The 21,636-nt window shown below is 70.1% G+C and carries 19 protein-coding genes; 5 read left to right on the forward strand and 14 right to left on the reverse strand.

The window, feature by feature from the left end:
- The 4 genes from KOI47_RS03345 to KOI47_RS03360 all read right to left on the reverse strand — a co-directional run bounded on the left by KOI47_RS03345 (position 1) and on the right by KOI47_RS03360 (position 3,725).
- Complete coding sequence (locus tag KOI47_RS03345; protein ID WP_216213871.1) at positions 1-1,053, reverse strand: peptidoglycan recognition protein family protein; 1,053 nt, start codon at positions 1,051-1,053, stop codon at positions 1-3.
- 91 nt (positions 1,054-1,144) lie between these two features.
- A complete protein-coding gene (locus tag KOI47_RS03350; RefSeq protein WP_456318995.1) occupies positions 1,145-2,014 on the reverse strand; it encodes an A/G-specific adenine glycosylase in 870 nt (289 codons plus the stop codon).
- Positions 2,015-2,054: 40 nt separating this feature from the next.
- The gene (locus KOI47_RS03355) at positions 2,055-2,546 is read right to left on the reverse strand and encodes a beta-class carbonic anhydrase (protein WP_216213874.1); all 492 of its coding nucleotides are present in this window, start codon (positions 2,544-2,546) and stop codon (positions 2,055-2,057) included.
- 78 nt (positions 2,547-2,624) lie between these two features.
- Positions 2,625-3,725, reverse strand: coding sequence for a LacI family DNA-binding transcriptional regulator (locus tag KOI47_RS03360; protein WP_216213876.1), 1,101 nt, complete (start codon positions 3,723-3,725; stop codon positions 2,625-2,627).
- Between the two features lie 184 nt (positions 3,726-3,909).
- Here KOI47_RS03360 and KOI47_RS03365 point away from each other — a divergent pair, with 184 nt between their 5' ends.
- From KOI47_RS03365 to KOI47_RS03375, 3 genes are read left to right on the forward strand one after another with little or no spacing between them, the layout of a single operon-like run.
- Positions 3,910-4,923 (forward strand): metal ABC transporter solute-binding protein, Zn/Mn family, encoded by a 1,014-nt coding sequence (locus KOI47_RS03365; RefSeq protein WP_216213878.1) that lies wholly within the window; start codon positions 3,910-3,912, stop codon positions 4,921-4,923.
- Positions 4,920-5,753: a metal ABC transporter ATP-binding protein gene (locus KOI47_RS03370; protein ID WP_216213880.1), complete on the forward strand. Its 834-nt coding sequence runs from the start codon at positions 4,920-4,922 to the stop codon at positions 5,751-5,753. Before KOI47_RS03365 ends, KOI47_RS03370 begins: the two co-directional genes overlap by 4 nt.
- Before the next feature lie 22 nt (positions 5,754-5,775).
- On the forward strand, positions 5,776-6,672 hold the full coding sequence (locus KOI47_RS03375) for a metal ABC transporter permease (RefSeq protein ID WP_216213882.1): 897 nt from the start codon (positions 5,776-5,778) through the stop codon (positions 6,670-6,672).
- Here the strand turns inward: KOI47_RS03375 and KOI47_RS03380 are convergent.
- The 4 genes from KOI47_RS03380 to KOI47_RS03395 all read right to left on the reverse strand — a co-directional run bounded on the left by KOI47_RS03380 (position 6,626) and on the right by KOI47_RS03395 (position 11,810).
- On the reverse strand, positions 6,626-7,939 hold the full coding sequence (locus tag KOI47_RS03380; RefSeq protein WP_332461442.1) for an alginate O-acetyltransferase AlgX-related protein: 1,314 nt from the start codon (positions 7,937-7,939) through the stop codon (positions 6,626-6,628). The two genes, KOI47_RS03375 and KOI47_RS03380, sit on opposite strands and share 47 nt — an antisense overlap.
- 41 nt (positions 7,940-7,980) lie before the next feature.
- The gene (locus KOI47_RS03385) at positions 7,981-9,147 is read right to left on the reverse strand and encodes a DUF445 domain-containing protein (protein WP_216213884.1); all 1,167 of its coding nucleotides are present in this window, start codon (positions 9,145-9,147) and stop codon (positions 7,981-7,983) included.
- 47 nt (positions 9,148-9,194) lie between these two features.
- Positions 9,195-10,421 (reverse strand): DUF445 domain-containing protein, encoded by a 1,227-nt coding sequence (locus tag KOI47_RS03390; RefSeq protein WP_408629919.1) that lies wholly within the window; start codon positions 10,419-10,421, stop codon positions 9,195-9,197.
- Between the two features lie 216 nt (positions 10,422-10,637).
- Positions 10,638-11,810, reverse strand: a complete 1,173-nt coding sequence (locus KOI47_RS03395; RefSeq protein WP_216217057.1) for a DUF445 domain-containing protein — start codon at positions 11,808-11,810, stop codon at positions 10,638-10,640.
- Positions 11,811-12,014: 204 nt separating this feature from the next.
- On the opposite strand from KOI47_RS03395, the gene KOI47_RS03400 reads away from it, so the two are divergent.
- Entirely contained in the window at positions 12,015-12,863 is an 849-nt protein-coding gene (locus KOI47_RS03400; protein WP_216213886.1) for a coiled-coil domain-containing protein, read from the forward strand.
- A gap of 52 nt (positions 12,864-12,915) precedes the next feature.
- Here the strand turns inward: KOI47_RS03400 and KOI47_RS03405 are convergent, their stop codons facing one another.
- Together KOI47_RS03405 and KOI47_RS03410 are read right to left on the reverse strand one after the other, a co-directional pair.
- Positions 12,916-14,451 carry a peroxidase family protein gene (locus KOI47_RS03405; protein WP_216213888.1) on the reverse strand — a complete coding sequence of 512 codons (1,536 nt, stop codon included), beginning with the start codon at positions 14,449-14,451 and terminating at the stop codon, positions 12,916-12,918.
- A 102-nt stretch (positions 14,452-14,553) separates the two neighbouring features.
- Positions 14,554-15,741: a helix-turn-helix domain-containing protein gene (locus tag KOI47_RS03410; RefSeq protein ID WP_216213890.1), complete on the reverse strand. Its 1,188-nt coding sequence runs from the start codon at positions 15,739-15,741 to the stop codon at positions 14,554-14,556.
- A gap of 197 nt (positions 15,742-15,938) precedes the next feature.
- Here KOI47_RS03410 and KOI47_RS03415 point away from each other — a divergent pair, with 197 nt between their 5' ends.
- Positions 15,939-16,745 carry an arylamine N-acetyltransferase family protein gene (locus tag KOI47_RS03415; RefSeq protein WP_216213893.1) on the forward strand — a complete coding sequence of 269 codons (807 nt, stop codon included), beginning with the start codon at positions 15,939-15,941 and terminating at the stop codon, positions 16,743-16,745.
- On the opposite strand, the gene KOI47_RS03420 is transcribed toward KOI47_RS03415, so the two are convergent.
- The 4 genes from KOI47_RS03420 to KOI47_RS03435 form a co-directional block, all read right to left on the reverse strand.
- The gene (locus KOI47_RS03420; RefSeq protein ID WP_216213895.1) at positions 16,739-17,896 is read right to left on the reverse strand and encodes an amidohydrolase family protein; all 1,158 of its coding nucleotides are present in this window, start codon (positions 17,894-17,896) and stop codon (positions 16,739-16,741) included. The genes KOI47_RS03415 and KOI47_RS03420 overlap by 7 nt on opposite strands.
- A 69-nt stretch (positions 17,897-17,965) precedes the next feature.
- Positions 17,966-19,417: an FGGY-family carbohydrate kinase gene (locus KOI47_RS03425; protein WP_408629887.1), complete on the reverse strand. Its 1,452-nt coding sequence runs from the start codon at positions 19,415-19,417 to the stop codon at positions 17,966-17,968.
- Complete coding sequence (locus KOI47_RS03430) at positions 19,414-20,748, reverse strand: MFS transporter (protein ID WP_216213897.1); 1,335 nt, start codon at positions 20,746-20,748, stop codon at positions 19,414-19,416. The genes KOI47_RS03425 and KOI47_RS03430 overlap by 4 nt, the downstream gene beginning before the upstream one ends.
- Before the next feature lie 85 nt (positions 20,749-20,833).
- Positions 20,834-21,625, reverse strand: coding sequence for a DeoR/GlpR family DNA-binding transcription regulator (locus KOI47_RS03435; RefSeq protein ID WP_216213900.1), 792 nt, complete (start codon positions 21,623-21,625; stop codon positions 20,834-20,836).
- Between the last annotated feature and the right edge of the window lie 11 nt (positions 21,626-21,636).

Below are 21,636 nucleotides of genomic sequence, written 5' to 3' on the forward strand. Positions count from 1 at the left end.
TCACAGCACTCGGGCCAGCAGGGGTTTCCAAGCTGGGGCGGGGATGCTGGTGACGCGGGTTCCGGTGGTCCCGGTGAGTACGGCGGCGGCGCGGGCGGCCTCGCTGCCGGTGCCCGGGGCGGCCGTGGTGACCAGCAGCGGCCAGAGGTCGGCGCCCAGCAGACCCTGCTCACCGAGGTGCGCGCCCGCGTGGCAGGTGTGCCGGGCCACCCCGGCGGTGCGGGCCAGCCGGTCCACGGCGGCGGCGGTCGCGGGGCCGAACACCCCGTCCGCCTGCACCTCACGGGCGCCCCTGGCGCGCAGCAGGTGCTGCGCCACCAGCACCGCGCTGCCGGTGTCGCCGGGCGAGAGCAGTGGCCACTCGGGCGGATCGAGCACCGGGATGTCCAGCTCCCCCGCCACCGCCCTGCGCAGCTCGGGCAGCCGGGCGTAGAGCACGTCACCGGGGCACTGGGTGGAGTTGAAGTCCCGGTGCCCCTTGATGTTCGCGGTGGACACCCCGTACTGGTCGGCCATGTAGGCCACCATCCGCACCAGCGAGTCCCACAGTGCCTGCGGGACGTCCACATCGACGTACAGTCCCTCGTTCTCGATGCCGATGACCTGGCTGTTGTGCCCGCCGACATTGGCGCCCTGCACATGCCGGGTGCCGCCGCGCAGGATCTCCAGGCTGCGATGCCTGCCCTCGGTGAGGTAGCCGCCCCGGCTGTTGGTGAACTGCTGGCCACTGTCGATCCAGCCGCGGGTGTCCATGTGGAAGTTCTGGATCGCCCGCGACATCCAGAACGCGCGCTCCCTGGAGAAGTCCTCGGTGTTGCCGGGATCCACGGTGTGGTGCACCACGATGTAGGTCGGCCGGTGGTTCTCCACGGTGACCGGCCTGCGCGGCGGCCTGGCTCCCCAGTCGTCGGTGCTGTAGATCAGCGGTGCCGGGTAGCGGGCCCGCGCGGCGGCGGCCGAGTGGCCTGCCAGCCCGGCCAGCGCGGTGGCGGCGGTCAGTGTCAGCCCGCCCTTGAACAGGGACCTGCGGTCGAAACCGGGACGTCCAGCCATGGCGATCTTCCTCGTCAGCAGGGATGCACGCCTGGACGGTAGCCCGCGGACGGGCTCGGGACAACAGTTCACCAAATACTGCGGGAAATGGTCAGTACTCACCCGGTAGTGCGAACCGGCCGTCCGGGGTCTGCTCAACCAGCCCGTCGACCAGCAAGGAGTCCAGGCAGCGATCCCGCTGACCCGCCTTGGACCAGACCAGGTCCAGCCGCTCCTTCGGTACCGGCTCCGCGGTGCCGCGCAGCACGTCCAGCAGCAGCCCGCGCACCTGGCGGTCGGTGCCCGCGAAGCGCTGCACCGGCTTGGCCGGGCCGTTGTAGGCCGGCCTGCCCGCGTGCTGCCAGGCGCAGTCCGCGTGCAGCGGGCAGTCGGCGCAGCGGGGGCCGCGGGCCACGCAGACCAGCGCGCCCAGCTCCATCAGTGCGGCGGAGAACTTCGCCGCCCGCGCCTCCTGCTCCGGCAGCAGCGTTTCCACATCGGCGAGGTCCCTGGTGTTCGAGGCCGGCCCCGCGTCCCCCGCGCCGTGCACCGCCCTGGCCACCACCCGCCGGACGTTGGTGTCCACCACCGGCGCCCGCCTGCCGTAGCCGAAGACGGCAACCGCGCGGGCGGTGTAGACGCCGATTCCTGGCAGCGCCAGCAGGGTGTCCACGTCGGCGGGGACCACGTCGCCGTGCTCGCGGGCGATTGCATCGGCCGCGGCGTGCAGCCGCAGCGCGCGGCGCGGGTAACCGAGCTTGCCCCAGGCACGCAGCACCTCGCCCTGGCTGGCGGTGGCCAGCGCGGAGGGCCGCGGCCAGCGCTCCAGCCACTCCTCCCATACCGGCCGCACCCGCGCGACCGGGGTCTGCTGCAGCATGATCTCGCTGACCAGCACGCCCCACGGGGTGCATTCCGGGCGCCGCCATGGCAGGTCACGACCCTGCTCGGCGAACCAGTCGATCAGGATGTCGGGGTCGATGGCCACCGGACCAGGGTAGGAGAGTGAGCCAGGGATGGACTCAGGTGGCCTCGGTCAGTTTCCCGGTGTGCACGTCGTAGACGAACCCGCGGACCAGGTCGGTGTGCGGGACGTACGGGCTGCGCCGCACCCGCTCGACGGACTGCCGCACGCTGTCGTTGACATCCCGGAAGGCCTCAACCGCCCAGGTCGGACGCAGCCCGGTCGCTTCCTCGAGTTCGTCCTTGAAGCCGTCCTCGGTGACCATGTTCAGCCCGCAGCTGGTGTGCTGCACGATGAGCACCTCGCGGGTGCCGAGCTTGCGCTGGCTGAGCGCGAGGGAACGGACCATGTCGTCGGTGACCACACCCCCCGCGTTCCGCAGTACATGTGACTCGCCCTGCAACAGGCCGAAGATCTCGAACACCCTGATCCGGGCGTCCATGCAGGTCAGGATCGCGACGTGCAGGGAGGGCTGCGGAGTCGAGCGGTCACCGGGCACGGCGTTGCCGAACTCGGCGTTGCGGCGGAGCAGTTCGTCGATCGCGGTCATGGCCACCTTCCGGTAGTCAGCTTCGACCATCCATTGGACCGCTGATCCACATATCGGGCAACGTGAATGCCGCGAACCTCACGGGCCGAACCAGAACTCCTCCGCGGTTCGCGGTGGCGCCGAGGTGGTGCCGACGCGCAGTTCGGTCGGCAGGGTGATCACCCTCGGGTTCACGTGGTCCTGGGCCGCGAGCAGCAGCTGCCCCGCCGAGCGCCCCTTCTCCAGCACCGGCTGGTGCACGGTGGTCAGCCCGGCCCGGGTGGCCTCGGCGATGCCGTCGAACCCGGTGACGGTGAGGTCGGCAGGCACTCGCAGGTCCCGCCGCCCCGCCTCGGCCAGCGCCCCGAGCGCGAGGATGTCCGAGGTGCAGATCAACGCGGTGACCTGCGGATGCGTATCGAGCAGCTGGCGGGCGGCCGATGCGCCGTCGTCCACGGTGTGCTCGAACCGTTCCACCACCGGAACGCCTGACCAGTCCACGCCCGCGGCCTCGAAGGTCTCGGCGAGCGCGGCCAGCCTGGTCCGCTGCACATGGAAGTGCGCATCGCGCTGCCGCTCCCGCGAGACGAAACCGTCATTGCGGTCCCTTGCCAGTCGCATGCACAGCACGCCGACCTGCCGGTGACCGAGTTCGACCAGGTGGTTCGCCAGCCCGGTGATGGCGCTGGCGTCGTCCGGGCCCACCCGGTCGACCCCGTCGAGGCGTGGCTGGTCGATGATCACCGTCGGCACCGGCCTGGACAGCACCGCGGCCAGGTGCGGGTCGTCGTCGGGGACGGAGTACACCACGAACCCGTCCACCCCGGCCCTGTGCACGGCCGCGACCTCCTCGCGGCCGGGGCTCGCCGGCACCAGGTGCAGGCCGACGCCCGCGTCCTCACAGGCCAGCGCGAGCCCCTCCAGCACACCGACGGCGGCAGGATCGCGGAAGGCATAGGAGAGGTTCTCGGTGAGCAGCAGCCCGACCGCGCCGGCCTTGCGGGTGCGCAGCGACCTGGCGACCGGATCCGGGCCCGGGTACCCGAGCCTGCGCGCGGTCTCCAGGACGCGGCGGCGCAGCTCCGGGGAGAGCTGATCGGGCCGGTTGTAGGCGTTCGACACGGTGGTCCTGGACACGCCCAGCTCAGCGGCGAGCGACGCCAGTGTCGCCTGGCGCCTGGTTCGAATAGGCCGGCCCATGAACAAACCGTAACGGTTCAGAACTCATTGCAGAAGTCGCACCCGATGATGGCCGGCATTGATCACATTCCGCGCATCCGGTCGCGGGCGGGCCTGGCGTGGTCCACCTGATGGGGTAAGGTGAACTCGAAAATGGTTTCCATTAGCTACATGTTGTGAGCCGCACTGCCCAGGAGTGTTCCCCATGACGACCCGACGCACCGGCCGCCCGTTCGGCGCCGCCTCCGTCATCGCAGCCCTTGCGCTGGTACTTTCCGCCTGCGGGAGCGGCACCGATTCCGCTACGGGCGGCAAGATCGCGGTGGTCGCCTCGACCAACGTGTGGGCCAGTGTGGTCACCGCGGTGGGCGGGGAGCACGTCTCGGTCACCTCGGTGATCGACGACCCGGCCGCCGACCCGCACGCCTACCAGGCGACCGCCGAGGACGCCGCCGATGTGCAGGAAGCCGACCTGGTGCTCTACAACGGTGGCGGGTACGACGAGTTCTTCACCCAGATGACGGAGCAGGCGCCGGATACCCGCAAGCTGGTGGCCTTCGATCTCTCCGGCAAGGCGACCGGGGAGGACCACGGGGAGCACGACGGCCACGAGGAAGGTCACGAGGAAGGCCATGAAGCGGGCCACGAAGAGGGCCATGAAGAGCACGGTCATGGCCACGGGCACGCCGGGGTGAACGAGCACGTCTGGTACGACCTCGCCACCGTGGGCACGGTGGCCGACCAGGTCGCCACCCAGCTCGGCGAGCTGCAACCGGAGCAGCGGGAGACCTTCACCGGCAATGCCGCCGCCTTCCGGGCCGAGCTGGACGAGCTGTCCGGCCAGGTAGAGGGCATCGCCACCGCGCAGCCGGGTGCCGAGGTGATCGCCACCGCACCGGTGGCGGAGTACCTGCTGGAGGCGGCCGGACTGGCCGACGTGACCCCGCCGGACTTCCTCGAGGCGGTGGAGAGCGAGACGGATGTGCCGGTCGCCGCGCAGGAGCAGCTGAACAAGCTGGTCTCCGGTGGGCAGGTACGGGCCGTGGTGCACAACGTGCAGACCGCGAGCCCGGCCACCGAGCGGGTGGTGGCCACCGCGGGTGAGGCCGGGGTGCCGGTGGTGGACGTGACCGAGACGCTGCCGGAGGGGCAGACCGACTACATTGCCTGGATGGGCGAACAGGTCTCCGCGCTGTCCGCGGCGCTGGACAGGTCATGAGCCCGCCGGCCATCGAGGTCACCGGCGCCCGGCTCACCTTCGGCCCGCGCACCCTGTGGTCCGGGCTCGATCTGGTGGTCGAGCCGGGTGAGTTCGTGGCCGTGCTGGGGCCGAACGGTTCCGGCAAGACCAGCCTGCTGCGGGTGCTGCTGGGCCTGCAGCCGCTGACCGAGGGCGCGGTGCGGCTGGTGGGCCGGCCGCCAGGGCGGGTCAACCACCGGATCGGCTACATCCCGCAGCAGCGGGTGCTGGACGAGGGCCTCGCCCTGCGCGGTAGCGATCTGGTCGGGCTCGGCCTGGACGGCCACCGCTGGGGTCCGGGGCTGCTGGGTATGGCGCGCAGGCGCCGCCGGGTGGCCGAGGCGCTGGCCGCGGTCGGCGCGCAGTCCTACGCCAAGGCGCCGGTCGGCACCCTTTCCGGTGGGGAGCAGCAGCGGCTGCGGGTCGCGCAGTCCCTTGTCGGCGACCCCGAGGTGCTGTTCTGCGACGAGCCGTTGCTGTCCCTGGACATCGCGCACCAGCGTGCGGTGAGCGAGTTGATCGACGCGCGCAGGCGCTCGGCGAACACGGCAGTGCTGTTCGTCACGCACGAGATCAATCCGATCTTGTCCTATGTGGACAAAGTGCTGTACCTGGTGAACGGTGCTTTCCGGATCGGTACCCCGGACGAGGTGATGAACTCCGCTGTGCTGTCGGAGTTGTTCGACACCCGGGTCGAGGTGTTCCGGGTCGGCGGCCAGATCCACGTCGCCGGTGCGCAGAGCGCGCTGTGCGAGGACGAGCCACACCATCTGGACACGCCGCAGCACCTGGCCGAACACGCATCCTGAACGGGCGAGCTGAACGAGCGAGATGGACAAGTTCTTCGACTTCGAGTTGACCGCGCGGCTGCTCGGCCTGGACTTCGTGCAGACGGCGCTGCTGGCCGCCGCGGTACTCGGCCTGGTCGCGGGCGTGCTCGGCCCGCTGATCGTGTTGCGCCGGATGGCCTTCGCCGTGCACGGCACCGCCGAGCTGGCCTTCACCGGGGCCGCGGCCGCGCTGCTGATCGGCGTCGGGGTGCAGTACGGCGCACTGGTGGGCGCGGTGCTGGCCGCGCTGCTGTTCGGGGTGTTCGGCGGCCGGGAGTCCGATCGGGACTCGGTGATCGGGGTGATCCTGTCCTTCGGGCTCGGCGTCGGGGTGCTGCTGCTGTGGTACGTGCCGGAGCGCACCTCGAACCGGCTGGGCATCCTGGTGGGACAGATCGTGGCGATCGACACCACCGACTTCACCCTGCTGGTGATCGCGGGGGCGCTGGTGCTGCTGGTGCTCGCGCTGATCTACCGTCCGCTGCTGTTCGCCAGCGTGGATCCCGGGGTCGCGATGGCCCGCGGGGTGCCGGTGCGCCTGCTCTCCCCGCTGTTCGCGGTGCTGGTGGGGGTGTCCACCTCGCTCGGCGTGCAGATCGTCGGGGCCCTGCTGGTGGTCGCGCTGATGGTCACCCCGGCGGCGGCCGCGGCCAGGGTGACCGCGAGCCCGTGGCGGGCCACCCTGCTCGCCGTGCTGTTCGCCGAGGTCGCCGCCGTCGGCGGGATCGTGCTTTCGCTGGCCCCCGGTGCCCCGGTGAGTTTCTTCGTCACCGCGATCTCGTTCGTCATCTACCTGGTCTGCCGGGTGATCGCGCACCGCCGCGCCGCGGCGGCCAGGGGGCGTACCGAGGTCAGCGAACCGGCCGCGCGGCCATCGCCGTCCGCACCCGTTCGATGAAGGCTTTGTCCAGGTACGGCAACCACCCGCCGGCCACCGACCGCTCCACACTCTCCACCACGATGACCTCGGCGTTGACGAAGGACTGCACGACCGCGTCCAGGTGCTCGCCCATCGGCGGATAGGCGAGCAAGGTGAGGTCGTTGAAGGCGGCGGGCAGGTAGCTCGAGGAGGCATTGGTGAACGAGTCGCCGAAGATTAAGGTCGGTTTGTCCACCGCGCCGGGCACCGGGGTGGCGTACCGGCGCACCGGCGTGTCGATGTCCTCGATGTACGGTCCGGTCCGGTCGGCCCGGCCATCCGGTCGCAGCTCGTAGCGCATGCTGCTCTTCTTGTCCTGCCTGCCGAGGATGACGGGGAGATCCGCGTTGGAGGTGTACTTGCCGACCGGCCGGGTCGTCCAACGTTGGGTGATTCCCGGCTGAACCTGCTCCGCGAGCTGGCGGGCCAGCACGATCGATCCCTCGTCGCGCCAGTGTGTGTCCTGCGGCGGGTAAGCTGGCTGGCCGATCCGTTCCGCCGCCTCGGCCAGGCCGGGACGAAGGTCCACCGCGCGCCCGCGGCCGGTGATCAACCGCCAGAAGTCGGCGGCGACCTCCTGGGAACATTCCTTGTTCGGGTACTCCTCGGGCAGGTGCTGCGGCACCATCGTGGTCTTGTCCGGTGGCACCACGAAGATGAACTGCCTGCCCGAGTTCTGCACCGCCCGGCGCAGTTCGTTCAGTTTGTCCACGGTCTGGGTGATCGGGCGCATCGGCGAGCACTTGGCCTCGGCGTCCAGGCCGTAGTACAGCCAGCCGTCGTTGCCCTCGATCACCCGCCGCTGCCCGCGCTGGTTGCCGGTCGGCGGCCCGGGCACCGGACCGTCGGGTTCCCCCCGGGGCGGGGGTGTGTTGCCGGGAAGCGGCCCGGCGGGCGGTGCGCCGCCCTGGTCCAGCGGGGCGGGTTCGCCGAAGATCGACCTGCTGACGTCGTCGGCGGCCTGGATCGCCGCCGCACGGAAGACGAGCTGGTCGGTGGCCCATTCCGGGAGTCCGGTGAACAGGCCCCAGCCCTCGGTGATGCCGGGGAAACCGGCCAGCGCGTGGTTCTCGATCTCCGCGGGCCGCCCGCCGAGCACCCACAGCATGGTCGGGGTCGCGAAGAAGACCAGCGCAGACAGCAGTGCGGTCAGCTGCCGCCCGCCATGCCGGGGGCGGTGCAGCGCGTGCTCCCTTGGCAGCCACGCCTCGTGCACCGCCGGCAGTTCGCCTCGTTCCTCCACCACATGCCCACCGTAGAGGACCCCGCGGCCGGGCCGAGGGGGAATCAGGGCGACAGCAGCAGGAGGTACAGCACACCAAAGCCGGCGCCGAGCAGCCCGCCCGCCATGCCGAGCCAGGCAAGGTGCAGCCGGAACGCGGGCCGCAACAGGCGTTCGTACTCGGCATCGGGCAGCGCGCGCAGCCGCCGCTCGACCGTGCCCGCGACGTCGATCGCCTCGGTCAGGTAGCCCTCGGCATGCCGCGCGATATCCGGCAGTTTGTGCGCCACCCGCCGCGCCGCCGCCCGCTTCATCTCGCGCAGCCGCTCCCCGCCGACGGTCAGCGCGACGGCCGCGCGCTGCTCGCGTACCGAGGCCGCCACGGTGCGCTGGATCATCGCCAGCAGCCGGTCGGCATGCGGGCCACGCAGCACGGCGTCGATCAGGGTGGGCACGGTCAGCACCTCCCGGGCCACCAGCTCGCCATACTGCCGGGGCACCTCGCCGCGCTCCCGCCGCGGCGCGATGGCCAGTCCGAGCCCCGGCAGGGCGGCCGCCACCCCGATCAGCACGGCGAAGGCCAGCAGCAGCACCGGCTGCCCGGTGGCCGCCACGACGACCGCCTGCACCACCCCGAGCAACAGGCCGAGCAGCACCCCGAACCGGGTCAGGAACGCGGTGTCCGCCTGCGCGGCCGTGCGCACCAGGCGGACCAGCAACGCCCGGTCCCCGCTCAACCGGTCCACGGCGAGCTGCCGCGCGTCCAGCACGGACTCTCCCGCCGTGGCCAGTTCCCCCAGCAGCCTGCGCACCAGGTCCGGCGCCGCGGCCTGCAGCTGCTTGATCGCCAGCTCCTGGGCCATCGCGGGCAGTGCCTCCCACAGCCGGGGGTGGTACTCCTCGAGGACGTCCCGCGCGATGTCGTCGACCGCCCGCAGCAGCGGTTGCTCCACCTCTCTGGTGAGCCGGTCGGGGTCGATACCGGCCACGACCTCGCCCGGCGTGCGCAGCCCGGTGGTCACGGCCTCGCCGATCCGGGCCGCCACCCGGCCCGCATGCCGGGGCACGACCCCCTGCCAGCCCAGCGGCGGCCTGCCGCCGAGCGGGTCCACCGGGCGCAGCAGCAGCTCCACGGCCAGCCGGGCGGCGAGGTAGCCGATGAGCGCACCGAGCAGCGGGAGCGCGGCGTAACCGGGCCAGTGCCGGGCGAGCTCGTCGAGGACGGCGTCCATTCGCACCTCCTCACCCCGCGCGGCCTCGGCCGCACAGTAACGCAGGCTCAGTGCAGCAGCAGGAGCACCTGCAGCTCGCCGACCAGCCCGCCGATGATCGCGCCGACCGCGATGAGCTTCCACTCGTCCTGGCGGAAGGCGGGACGCAGCAGCCCCTCGAACTCCAGCGGGGACAGCTGCCGCATGCGGTCCACAATGGTGTTGCGCACGTCGAGCGCGTTCACCGCGTACTCCTCGGCGTGCCGGATGGTCAGCGGGACCCGCTCGGCGGCCTTCTTCGCCGCCGCCCGTTTCATCTCCTGGAACCGGCGGGAGCCGACCGCGGCAGCCACCACCGGTTTCACCACGCTCGCCTGCTGGTCAACGGTGCGCTGCACCTCCCGCTGGATCAGCCCGAACAGCCGGTCCGACTTTGGGCCGCGCAGGATGGCCTCCAGCAGGTTCGGGATGGTGATGATCTCCGAGGCGATCATGTCCCCGTAGTCGGCCGCCACCTGGTGCCTGCGCCGCTGGAACACCCCTTGCCAGGTGTAGACGCCGAAGAACCGCCGCGGCTCCCGCGGCAGGAAGATCATCTTCAACGCCAGCCAGTCGGTGAACCAGCCGATCAGCACGCCGAACAGGGGCAGCACCAGCGGGGAGCGGGTCAGCGTCCACACCACGAGCTGCACGATGCCGAGGGCGAACCCGAAGCCGATGCCGGAGCGGGCGATGAACCGCATCTCCGGCTGCGAGATGTCCTTGATCAGCCGGTTCAGCAGCTCCTTGTCCCGGACCAGGTTGGTCACCACCATGTGCTTGAGGTCCAGCACGTCGTCGATGTTGTGCGCGATCTCGCGCATGATCTTGGCGATGGCCCGCGGCGCCTCGGCCTGCACCCGGCGCAGCAGCATCCGCTGGGCCCGCTCCGGCAGTGCCTCCCAGAGGTTCGGCTGGTACTGCTCCATCACCTCGCGGGTGACGTCCTCCACCACCTGCAACAGGGGCTGCTCGATCTCCTTGGCGAGCTGGTGCGGGTCCAGCCGTGCGAAGATCTCCTTCGGATCCACCAGGTTGCGGGTGAGCATCTCGGTGGCGGTCGCGGCCATCCGCTCGGCGTTCGCGGGCAGTACCCCCTGCCAGCCGAGGAAGGGCCGGATCCCGACGAACTCCAGCGGGCGGAACATCATCTCGATGGCCACCCGCTTGGTGACATAGCCGATCAGGGCTGCGATGAACGGCATGCTGGCGTAGACCTGCCAGTGGTCACGCACGTCCGCGATGATCGCGTCCACGTCCACCCGGTCCTCCCTGCATGTCGTGACATCCCCGGCAGAACCGTATCCCCTGATCAGTGTTGGTTTCGAACGCGCGACACGATCGGCTCGGCGAGGCTCGCGATTCATGAATCTCGCCACTGCGGACAGGGCGCCCCGCCTCGCCGCTCGTGGGCTTCGCCAGAGCGCGCGGTCCCACTCGCCACGGCAGGTCGCCCCGGTTGTCGATCGCTCTCAGTGCAGCAGGACGAGTACCTGCAGCTCACCGATCAGGCCGCCGATCACGGCGCCGGTGAGGATGAGCTTCCACTCGTCCTGACGGAAGGCCGGGCGCAGGATGCCCTCGAACTCCACCGGGCTGAGTTGCTGCATCTTGTCCACAATGGTGTTGCGCACATCGAGCGCGTCGGTGGCGTACCCCTCGACGTGCCGCATGGTGTCCGGCAGGTACTCGATAGCCTTCGCGGCCGCCGCCCGTTTCATCTCCTGGTACTGCCTGCCGCCGACGGTCAGCGCGACGATCGGCTTGGCCGCGCCCGCCTGCTGGTCGATGGTGCGCTGCACCTCCCGCGTGATCAGCTCGAACAGCCGGTCGGAGCGCGGCCCGGTCAGCACAGCCTCCATCACGTTGGCCCCGGTGAGCACCTCGTCCGCGATCAGCCCGCCGTAGTCCACGGCCACCTGCTGCCTGCGCTTCTGGAACAGGCCCTGCCAGCGAATGCCGAGGAACCGGCGTGGCCTGCGTGGGTAGAAGATCATCTTCAGCGCCAGCCAGTCGGTGACGAACCCGGTGAGGAATCCGAAAATGGGCATCACCAGCGGTTCCTTGGTCAGTGCCCAGGCCGCGATCTGCACCAGGCCGATCACGAACCCGAAGTAGATTCCGGAGTGCGCGATGAACCGCAGTTCGGGCTGGGCCACCTCCTTGATCAGCCGGCAGGTCAGCGCCTTGTCCCGGACCATGTTCGTGACCAGCATGTCCTTGACGTCCAGTACGTCCTCGACGTTGCCGGACAGCTCGCGCATCAGCTTGGTGACCACCTTCGGCGCCTGCGCGTGCACCTGGTTGATCAGCATCCGCCGGGCCCGCTCCGGCAGCGCATCCCACAGCCTGGGCTGGTACTGCTCCATCACCTCCCGGGTGATGCCCTCCACCGCGCGCAACAGCGGTTGCTCCAGCTCCCGCACCATCCGGTCCGGGTCCAGCCGCGCGAAGATCTCCTTCGGGTCGAGCAGGTGGCCGGTCAGGAGGTCCACGGCGGTGGTGGCCATCCGCCGCGCGTTCGCCGGGATGACGCCCTGCCAGCCGAGGAAGGGCCGGATCCCGACGAACTCCAGCGGGCGGAACATCATCTCGATGGCCACCCGCTTGGTCAGGTAGCCGATCAACGCCGCGATGAACGGCATGGTGGCGTAGACGTGCCAGTGTTCAGCGAGGTCATCGAGGACCGTCCGCACCTGCGAGGCCACCCTTCACGTCGTTTACCCACTGCCAACAGTGCAGGGTGCCATGTGCCCCGGGAGTCGTATGTTGATCACCCGGTTCGGGTCGGCAAAGTGCAGCCGTTTGGCGGTATGGGATTCGGCGTGTTGACTCACTAAAGTTCCCGCATGGCCGCAGCCGACACGCCTGATCAGGCCCCCAACACCCCCCAGTTCGCCACCACTCTGCGTGGCTACAACCAGCAACAGGTTGACGAGACCCTCAAGAAACTGTCCGACGAGGTCAAGGCCGCGAATCGCAGCCGGGACGAGGCGATGAACTCCGTCGCCGAGCTGACCAAGGCGCTGAACTACGCGCAGCAGGAGCTGGCCGAGGCCAAGGCCGGTCTGTCCAGGATGGTCAACGACCCGGCCGGTCCGGCCGCGATGACCGAGCGCGTGCAGACCATGATGAGACTGGCCGAGGAGGAGATCGCCGAGCTCCGTAGCAAGGCCGAGGAGGACGCCGACGCCACCAGGTCGGCGGCCGATGCCTACGCCGAGAAGACGCGCGAGGAAGCCCGCGCCGAGGTCGAACGCCTGGACAAGGAGGCGGAGGAGCGCCGCAAGCGGCTCGACGAGGAAGCCGCCCAGCGCCGGGCCGAGGCCGAGCAGGAGACCGAGGAGGCGCTGGCCGCCAAGCGCAAGGAGACCGAGGACGGGCTGGCCGCCCGGCAGCGGGAGACCGAGGAGGCCATCGCCGCCAAGAAGGCCGAGTCCGACCGGGTCGTGGCCGAGCAGGAGGCCGCCGCGCAGGAGAAGGCGGCAACGCTCGTCGCGGACGCCGAGCGTCAGCTCGCCGAAGCCGAGCAGCAGCGGACCCAGGCGCTGGACCTGCGCCAGCAGGTCACCGACCGGCTGGCCGCGACGAACGCCGCGGTGCAGCAGGCCATGCAGGCCTTCGGCGTCGGCGCGGATCAGCCCGCCGAGGCGGAGGAACCGGCCACCGAGGACACCAAGTCCAAGCAGCCTGCCTGACCTGGCGGGCGCGCCTTCCTGAACACGGCCTCGCCAGGCCCGCCAGCCGCGGTCACTGCCCGCGGCTGGCGGGGTCCACCCCGGCGAAGGTCAGCAGGTCGGCGAAGCCGAAGTCGCCGTTCGGTTTACCTGGCAGCGTGGGCCGCCAAGCGGGATCCGCCGCGAGATAGGACCGCGGGTCGAGTTCCAGCAGTCCGAGGATCACCTCGCCGATCAGCCGGGCGCCGACACCGGCCAGCGAGATGCCATCCCCGAGTACCTCCGCCTCCTTGAGCACGTAGTACCAGAGCGGGGTACTACGCTCCAGGCCGACGCCGAACTGCCGGAGCTCGGCCAGGGCGTCCGGTTCGAGCCGGGGCTGCCCCATCGCGTCCGCGATCGCCTGGCCGGAGGGCAGGGACCAGGTCAGGTGGCGTAGCAGGTTGCGCTGCGGCAGCGCGGTCGGCGGATCACCGGTCGGGATGGCCGCGATCGGCAGCCGGAACAGCACGGTGGAGATCTTCGTGTCGATCCGCTTGTTCGGCTTCACCTCGCCGTCGTTGAAGTTGAAGAATGTCTGCCAGCCGATGAACCGGCGCGGGGCACGCGCGCCGCCGCGCAGGTCGACCGGATCGTCCTGACCCTGGCCTGCCGGATCGAAGACGAACCCGAAGAACGGCTCGCCCTGATCGCCTGCCAGGTTGGCCCGGTAGGAAGGGCGCACCATGCTGTGCCCGAACCGGTAGGCGGCACCCTGAAACTCCACCGGCATGAAGTGCTGTCCGGACGCCGGCCGGTAGAACCGCCTGCCGTGCCGCAGCACATCCTGGGTGATGCCGAAACCGATCACCTGGGGCAGGAACTCGTGCACCACGATCCACTGGTAATGCCAGGTGACCAGCCGCCGGGCCCGGTCGAATACCTGACCGGCGGGCACCCCCTGTGCGCGCAGCCGGTCGACCATCCGGTTGTGGCAGAGCAGGAAAGCGGCGTGTATTCCGGAAACCATCAGATTCTCGTCGTTTCGCGGGTCCGAGATGATGGCGATCTCGTCCTGCTCGCGCGGGAGGTCCTCGAAAAGGCCGCCGCTTCCCACGATGAACTTGTCGTTGTCCTCCGGGTCGTACAAGGTGGGGTCCGCCGTGGGACCGCCGCCGTATACCGAGTCGAGTTCCAGCGTGGGCGTGCGGGAGTTGGGTGACTCCTCCGGGTCGGCCGGTACGCCGAGCCGGGAGGAGAGGTCGAACGTGAAGTCGTGGTCCATGAACTGACCGAAGAACGTGGTTCCCGCCGTGTGGAAGGGATTGTCCACGTTGTTGGGACTGAGTTCGGGATGGGTGATGAGTCGTATCGGTCCTTCCTCGAGCGGGTCCTTGGCGTCCATCAGGCCGCCGGGCCTGCCCATTTCCCGCAGTGCCTCCTGCACGGCAGGGGTCGCCTGCGCGAAGGGCGGCAGGTCGGCGAAGATCCGGCCGAAGAACCGTGGTGACGAGGGTGCGGCCGCGGCCATTCCGGGCGTGAGGGCGGTTGCCGCGGCGCCCGCCGTGACTCCGCCGAGGAATCGGCGCCGGTTGACAGGTGCGCAGCGTTGATCGTCAGCATGTTTCATGTCGGCCTCCGCGTTCGCGGGCAGGGATAGGCGTGTCCCGAAAATGCTCCGTATGCGCGATCGTCGCCAGGACCAGAATGACCTAGGGGTGACGCGAAACCCTTAGGTGTCGCCAGGGGGTGAGACGAGCCCGAGCCGCCTGGCCAGCTCCAGCGCGGCCGGTCTGTTGTGTACCCGGAGTTTCGAGAACAGCTGCCGCTGAATACTTTGCACGGTCTTGATCGTGATCCCGAGTTCCTGCGCGGTCTGCCGGACGGAGTGGCCGCGGCCGATCGAGTCGAGCACGTCCCGTTCGCGCGGGGTCAGCATGGTCGGCGCGGCCGGTTGGTTCTCGGGCAGCAGTGCTCGCACCGGACCGTCCGTGGTGACCAGGTAGCCAGCCGCGGTCAGCACGATGGTGGGCAGCAGCCGCTCGGCCAGGTGCTCACCGGTGAGCGTGGCGCTGGCTCCGCGTAACAACGCCCCGGCTGCCGCCTGCCCACCGTGGAAGGCGGGGTCGATCACGATGATCGGCGCCGCCTGCCGTTCGGCGGCCTGCCAGCAGCTCTCGGTCGGCTCCACCAGGATCGTCACCGGCGGCCGGGTGGCCATGCCCTGCGCGGAAAGGATCCGGGACACCTCGTCGTGCAGTGCGCCGGGCGGCCCGCCGAACAGGCCTTCGGCGGCGGGACCGGTACCCCTCCGCCAAGCCAGGCCGAGCCTGCCGACCTCGGCGGCGGCCTCGGTGCGGCTGTGCACCTCCAGCTTGGCGAAGATGCGTCGCTTGTGGTTGGTCACCGTGTGCGGGCTGATCCCAAGCACATCGGCGATCTCGACCACCGGGCAGCCTGCGCAGATCAGGGCGAGGATCTCCAGTTCCCGGCCGCTCAGCCCGCCGCCCGCGGACCGGGACGGCAGCTCGGTTCCGGCCTCCAGCAGTGCGGCCCGCAGCGGCGGCAGTCCATACTGGCTGCTGACCAGCCGGTCAGCACCGGCGCGGTGCAAGCGAAGCAGTTGGGGCGCGTCCGGGGTGTGGTGCACCCCGATCACGTGTACCCGCGGGCAGCACCGGTGCAGGCTCGCCAGCAGGCCGAGTTCCTCGGTGCCTGCGGAGCTCAGCTCCACCACGGCGAGGTCCGGCGAGCGCAGGGTGCACAACCGGAGCAGCTCCGGTCCGCTGGTCACCGCGCCCGCCACCACATGGCCGGGTAGCGCCTGTACCCAGCTCGCGAGCGCATCCCGCAGCAGGGGATCCAGGCACCGCACGACCACTTTGCGGGGTGCGCGGTCCTGATTGGTTGTGTCCGACATGAGGGATCCGTTTCCTGACGATCCCGCGCGCCCGTGGATACGTCGGATTTGTCCGAGAATAGGCGACCTGCATCCGTCAAGGTCTAGACCATACGGACGAATCTTTTACTGACCCGTCGGTCCGCTTACCGGCCGGTGCCGGGAAATAGGGCAATCGCCCGATCCATGGGCAGGTTCCTTAGCCGCAGGCTTGCGGTATGGCGACAACGAACACCGCGGCGCTGTGGGGCGCCGAGAAGCTCCAACTGGAGGCATACCTGCGGCGTATCGGGCTGGCGGGGGAGCTGCCCGCCGACCCGGGGACGTTGCGTGCCGTGCATCGCGCGCACGTCACCTCGATCCCGTTCGAGAACCTGGAGGTGCTGCTCGGCGGCGTGCCCGCGCTGGACGTCGGCAGCGTGCAGGACAAGCTCGTCCGGCAGGAACGTGGCGGCTACTGCTACGAGCACACCGTGCTGTTCGCCGCGGCGCTGACCCGGCTGGGCTTCCTGGTCGAGGGGCTCGGCGCCCGGATCAGGGTCGGCCGACCGCAACCGCAGGCCCGCTCGCACGGCGCGTTGCTGGTCCAGGCTGGTGGCGTGGAATGGCTGGCCGACGTCGGCTTCGGCGGTGGTGGGCTGCGTGAGCCGATGCCGTTGCGCGCGGGGGACGCCGAGCAGGACGGCTGGTCCTTCCGGCTGGTGCGCGAGGAGAATCTGTGGGTGCTGCGGTCCCGCAACGGCGCCGACTGGGTCGATCTGTACGCCTTCGGCACCGAGCCGCACTACCCGGCGGACTACGAGGTTTACAATTACTTCGCCGCGGCCCACCCGGATTCCCCGTTCGTCGGCAGGCCGATCGCCTTGCGCACCACGGCCGACTCGCGAATCTCCTTGCGCGGCAACGAACTGCACACCGCGACCCCGGACGGCCACAGCGAGCGGCGGGCGCTGGAGCCCGGCGAGCTGCCCGAGGTGCTGCGTGCGGTCTTCGGCATCACCCCGCCGGAAGAACTCCTTCAGTGACCGGCGCGTCCGGTGCGTACCTCGGATCGGGCCTGGCGAGCGGTCTCCAGCAGGTGCCGCCGGAGCTCGGCGCCGCCGGTGTGGGTGCATACCCAGTCCAGCTCCGCGTCGAGGGTCGTGCCGAACAGGCCGGGATCGTCGGAGGAGACCACGAACGGGAGCCCGGCGGAAAGGAACCGGTGCACCGGGTGGTGCGCGGGGTCGGCGATGCCCCCGATCCTCCGGTTGGAGGTCGGGCACACCTCGATCACCGCCCCGCTCGCGTGCACCCGCTGGATCGCGTACTCCTGCCTGCGACGCAGCTGCGCCAGTCGCCGCTCCTCGTACTCGATGGTGATCGTCGCGGTGCCGGGCGATGCGGTGAGCCGGTCCAGCTCCGCGCGCAGTGCCGAGGGGTCGACCCACACACCCGCCGCCCGTAACCCGGGCTCGTGTCGCAGGTCGTAGGCGATCTGGTCGCGGCGTTCCGCCACGGTTTCCGTGCGGGTGTGCGGGCCGAACAGGGCCGGGTCCACGCCGAGCGCGATGGCGTGCCCCAGCCGATGCGCGCCGAGCTCGGCCTTGTCCTTGGGCGGGTGGCCTTCCTCCATCCCGCAGAAGTCGATCCCGGTGATCGTGTCTCCCCGCGGCCCGAGCGCGAGCGCCCGCACGCGATCCCAGTCCCGCCAGGGATCGGACCGGCTCAACGTGACGGCGAATCGCTCGGCCGATCCCGCATACCGCGGAGGCTGGGCCGCGGCCACCATCTCCGCGCTGACTCGCAACTCCGCATAGTCGATTCGCTGCCGCCGGTGGTCGGCCCTGATCTCCGCGGCGAACCGGGCGACCTCGGCGTCGGTCTCCGCCCAGGGTCTCGTGGGATCCTCCGGGTTCGCCGCTACCCACAGCAGGTTGGCCTTGGCCTGGAACCGTCCGAAGTTGCCGCCGTCCTCGTCACCGAACACGAACAGCCGCGCGAACTCGGCGGCGGCAGCCGAATCACCCTGCCGGTACCGCTCGACGAGCCGTCGGGTCGGCGGAACCGAGCCGTAAGCTACCGCCATCTCCCGCTCGTACCAGTCCCACAGCACGCGCTCGCTGCGCGCGAGATGCCGGAGCAGTGGCAGCGGCCGGATGCAACCATGAAAATGCAGGTGCAGTTCGGCGCGCATCCGGCGACTTTCACAGTCGCGGTCGTCGTCCCGCAACGGGTTTTCCGGGACAACACCAGCTGGATGCGGTTACCTGGTGGCGACGGCGAGCAGGTCGGCGTCGATCCAGCCGCGCGTGTGCAACGCGGTGCAGAAGTGGTGGTAGGAGTCGGCCAGCGCGTCCCGTTCGGCCGGGTCCGGCTCGATCAGCTCGGACTCCTCGGCCAGCCTGCCGCTGGCCTCGCCGAGGCCGCCGGGAAGGGTAGCCGCGGCGGCTAGCAGTGCGGCACCGTAGCCGGTTTCCGCATGCGGCGCGATGCGCAGCCCGAGTCCGGTGACGGTCGCCCTGATTTTGTTCCACAGTGGACTTTTACTGCCACCACCGGCGGCCGAAAGCGGTCCGGTCACCGGGATACCAAGCCTGCGTAGGTGGTCCAGGGCGAGTCGTTCGAGAAACGCGACGCCCTCCAGCCGCGCGCGGTGCACCTCGACCTCGTCGGCGGGGGAGCCCAGCACGAAACCCCTTGCGGCAGGCGAGGTGAACGGGAACCGCTCGCCCTGCCTGCGCAGCGGGTAGGTGACGACCCGCGCGGGCCCGCCGGCCGCGGCGGCCGCGTCCAGCCTTGCCAGCTCTGGAGTGTCCGAAACGGACTCGCCACCGGTGTTCGAAGCCCCGCCGGGCAACCACCAGCCATCCGGGTGGCGATGGCTGTACATCGCGCCGGTGGGGTCCGGAACCAGCCGCTCGGTGACCCCCTTGAGCACGTAGGTGGTACCGAGGATGCCGACGAACTGACCCGGCGCCACCGCGCCGGAGGCCAGCTGGCCCGCGCAGCCGTCCGTCATCCCGGCCACCACCCGGCAGCCCGCGCGCAGCCCGGTCTCCGCCGCGGCCGCGGGCCCGACCTCGCCGAGCACGGTGCATGGCGCGACCACCTCGGGCAGCCAGGACGACGGGACGCCGAGCGCGTCGAAAACCTCGCCTGCCCACGCACCGGCCAGGGGGTCGTACCCGCTCTTCAGCGCGTGTGCGGAGTCCGTGGCCACAGGGCCACCCACCAGCTCGGCGCCGATCACCTCCGGGGTGTGCCGGATCCCGGCGGCCGCACCGACGTGATCGCGCAGCCAGCCGATCCGGCCGAGCGCGGCGGTGGCCGACACGGTCATCCCGAGCGCCCGCCAGCGCGCCCAGCCCAGCTCGGCGGCCTTGCTGTTGTACGGGGTTCCGCGCCGGTCGTCGTACATCAGCGCGGGCGAGCACGGCCGCCCTCGCGCGTCCACGGCCACGATGGTGCCCGAGGTGGCGGCGACCGCGACGGCGGTGACCTCGGCGCCCCGGCCCGGAAGGGCCGCGGTGGTCCGGCGCAGCGCGGTCGCCACGGCCGGCCACCAGCTTCCCGCGTCCTGCTCGCTGTGTCCCGCGGTGCGGACCGGGGCGGGCAACGGTGTCGCCGCGCCCGCGAGCACGCGCCCGGCGCCGTCCACCGCGAGGGTGCGTACCCCCGCGGTGGCGACGTCGATGCCGATGGTCACTCCGGTCACGTGACGGCGACCTTCTCTCCGGCCTGTTGCAAGGTGCTGTCCTTCTCGATCGCCTGCTCGGTTTCCTCCGGTAGCTTCAGGAACCGGGTCAGTATGGCGGCCATGATGTACAGCGCCGCGAAGATGATCACCACTCCGGCGCCGCCGAACGGGCCGAGGAACAGGCTCACCACCGCAGGCCCGGCGAAGGTGGCCGCGCCCGCCCCGAAGTTCAACAGTGCCATCGCACCGCCCTTGTTCTCCGGGGCCAGCGAGGGCAAAAGGGCCGAGATCGGCACGAAACCGGCGAGTGTGGCGCCGTACAGCGCGCCGACCAGCAGTGCCAGCCAGTAGTACTCGGCACCGGCGTAGACCGGCACGAAGTACAGCAGCAGGATCGAGATGGCACACCCGATCGCGCCGAAGTAGGTGATCGTGGTCCGCCAGCCGATCTTGTCACTGAGCACGCCGAAGATCAGGTTGAAGAAGATGTTGGTGCCGAAGATGACCGACACCAGCAGCAGCCAGCGGCTCTCGCCGAACCCGATCTCGCTGATGAAGATGGTCGGGAAGAACACCAGGATGCCGAACTCCGGGGCGGTGTTGATCACCCGGACGATCATGCCGACGCCAACCCTCGGTTTCTTCCAGGCAATGGAAAGGCTGGACACCAGGCTCTGCACCGGCTTGACCTCGGGCGGCGCCAGCCGTTCGCGCCCGGTGCGCTCGCGCACGCCGAGCAGGCAGACCAGGCCGCCGAGGCCGAGGATGCCGATGGAAAGCCAGAGCGTGCCGTAGTGCCCGAGCACCGGGTTGGTGAAGTTGGCGACCAGCGCGCCCAGGGTCGGCAGGCCCCCGGTGAAGGCGAAGTAGAACCAGCCCACCGCGGCACCCAGCCGGGCGACCGGGGCAACGGCGGTGATCCACACCAGGAATCCGAACGCGAACATCGGGTAGCCGAACCCGCGCAGCCCGTAGAACAGGATCATCAGGGGGTAGCTCTCCCCTGCGACGGCCACCGCGAGGAACAGCGCGTCGAAGACCACCCAGATGACCAGGCCGGCGAGCATCACCCGGCGCGGCCCCCAGAGTTCGGACAGCGCACCGGAAAGCCAGGACGCGAGCATGACCGCGACCCCGTACACGGTAATGACGTGCGAGGCCCGGATATCGGTGCCCGCGCCGTTGTCGGCCATGAACGGTGCGATGAACGCGGACTCCACCCCGTCGCCGATCATGAACAGCAGCAGGCCGACGTACCCGAGGAAGAGCGGCGCCGGCAGGCCCCACCTGTTCAGCATCCGGGCGAACGGGCCGGGCTGGGACAACTCCGATGTTGTCGACTGGCTCATATATGCCTCCATGACAGTGATGAGCGTATCATGGAGGCTGTTAATTTAACACGCAAGATGTTGCGAGAAGTTTTCCTCTTATCACTCAGCCAGGGGCGACATCCACCTCGACGCGGTTGCGCAGCTCCTCGACCAGTGGGCTCGGCACGGCCGAGTCCACGACCAGCCGGTCGTAGTCGCTCACCGGGGCCAGCCGGTGCAGGGCCGAGCGCGGCATCTTGCTCGAATCCATCAGCAGCACCTTGGTCTCCGCGCTGGCCAGCATGGCGCGCTTGACCATCACGATCTCCGGCTCCTGGTGGAAGGTCATCTCGGCGTTCATCGCGGAGGTGGACACGAAGGTCGCGTCCACCGTGATCCGCTCCACCGCCTCGAGGCAGGGCATGCCGAGGAAGGAGTCGTGCGTGCTGGAGTAGTCCCCGCCGATGCAGATCAGCCGCAGGTCCTCCACCCCCTTCAGCTCCTCGATGGTGCGCAGGTAGTTCGTGGCCACGGTCAGCGGCACCACTTCCGGCAGCAGCCTGGCCAGCGCCAGCGCGCTGGTGGAGTCATCCAGCAGGATCGACATGCCGGGCTCCACCTGGGTCAGTGCCTGCTTCGCGATCGCAGCCTTGGCCTCCACATGCGCACCGAGCCGGTATTCGGCGTTGCTCTCGAACACGGTCGAAGGCTGGGCGGACACCCCGCCGCGGAACTTGCGCAGCAGCCCTCTTCTGGCGAGTTCATCGAGGTCACGATGCACCGTCATGACACTGACCCCGGTGAGTTCGGCCAACTCGGCCGCGGAGGCCGAGCCCCGGTTCACCACGTAGTCGGTGATGCGTTGCTGCCTGATACCGCGAGAGCGCGCGCTGCCCCCGCTCGACGTCTCGCTCATCAGTCCAGGAT

Origin of the sequence: Amycolatopsis aidingensis (assembly GCF_018885265.1) — a bacterium.
GTDB lineage: Bacteria > Actinomycetota > Actinomycetes > Mycobacteriales > Pseudonocardiaceae > Amycolatopsis > Amycolatopsis aidingensis.

Coding starts and splice junctions, on each gene's coding strand:
- KOI47_RS03395 (WP_216217057.1), bottom strand. CDS start 11,810: ATGCCGTTCATCGCGGCGTTGATCGGCTACCTGACCAAGCGGGTGGCC.
- KOI47_RS03435 (WP_216213900.1), bottom strand. CDS start 21,625: ATGAGCGAGACGTCGAGCGGGGGCAGCGCGCGCTCTCGCGGTATCAGG.
- KOI47_RS03360 (WP_216213876.1), bottom strand. CDS start 3,725: ATGGGCCGGCCTATTCGAACCAGGCGCCAGGCGACACTGGCGTCGCTC.
- KOI47_RS03420 (WP_216213895.1), bottom strand. CDS start 17,896: ATGCGCGCCGAACTGCACCTGCATTTTCATGGTTGCATCCGGCCGCTG.
- KOI47_RS03345 (WP_216213871.1), bottom strand. CDS start 1,053: ATGGCTGGACGTCCCGGTTTCGACCGCAGGTCCCTGTTCAAGGGCGGG.
- KOI47_RS03405 (WP_216213888.1), bottom strand. CDS start 14,451: ATGAAACATGCTGACGATCAACGCTGCGCACCTGTCAACCGGCGCCGA.
- KOI47_RS03415 (WP_216213893.1), top strand. CDS start 15,939: ATGGCGACAACGAACACCGCGGCGCTGTGGGGCGCCGAGAAGCTCCAA.
- KOI47_RS03400 (WP_216213886.1), top strand. CDS start 12,015: ATGGCCGCAGCCGACACGCCTGATCAGGCCCCCAACACCCCCCAGTTC.
- KOI47_RS03370 (WP_216213880.1), top strand. CDS start 4,920: ATGAGCCCGCCGGCCATCGAGGTCACCGGCGCCCGGCTCACCTTCGGC.
- KOI47_RS03410 (WP_216213890.1), bottom strand. CDS start 15,741: ATGTCGGACACAACCAATCAGGACCGCGCACCCCGCAAAGTGGTCGTG.
- KOI47_RS03430 (WP_216213897.1), bottom strand. CDS start 20,748: ATGAGCCAGTCGACAACATCGGAGTTGTCCCAGCCCGGCCCGTTCGCC.
- KOI47_RS03385 (WP_216213884.1), bottom strand. CDS start 9,147: ATGGACGCCGTCCTCGACGAGCTCGCCCGGCACTGGCCCGGTTACGCC.
- KOI47_RS03365 (WP_216213878.1), top strand. CDS start 3,910: ATGACGACCCGACGCACCGGCCGCCCGTTCGGCGCCGCCTCCGTCATC.
- KOI47_RS03375 (WP_216213882.1), top strand. CDS start 5,776: ATGGACAAGTTCTTCGACTTCGAGTTGACCGCGCGGCTGCTCGGCCTG.
- KOI47_RS03355 (WP_216213874.1), bottom strand. CDS start 2,546: ATGACCGCGATCGACGAACTGCTCCGCCGCAACGCCGAGTTCGGCAAC.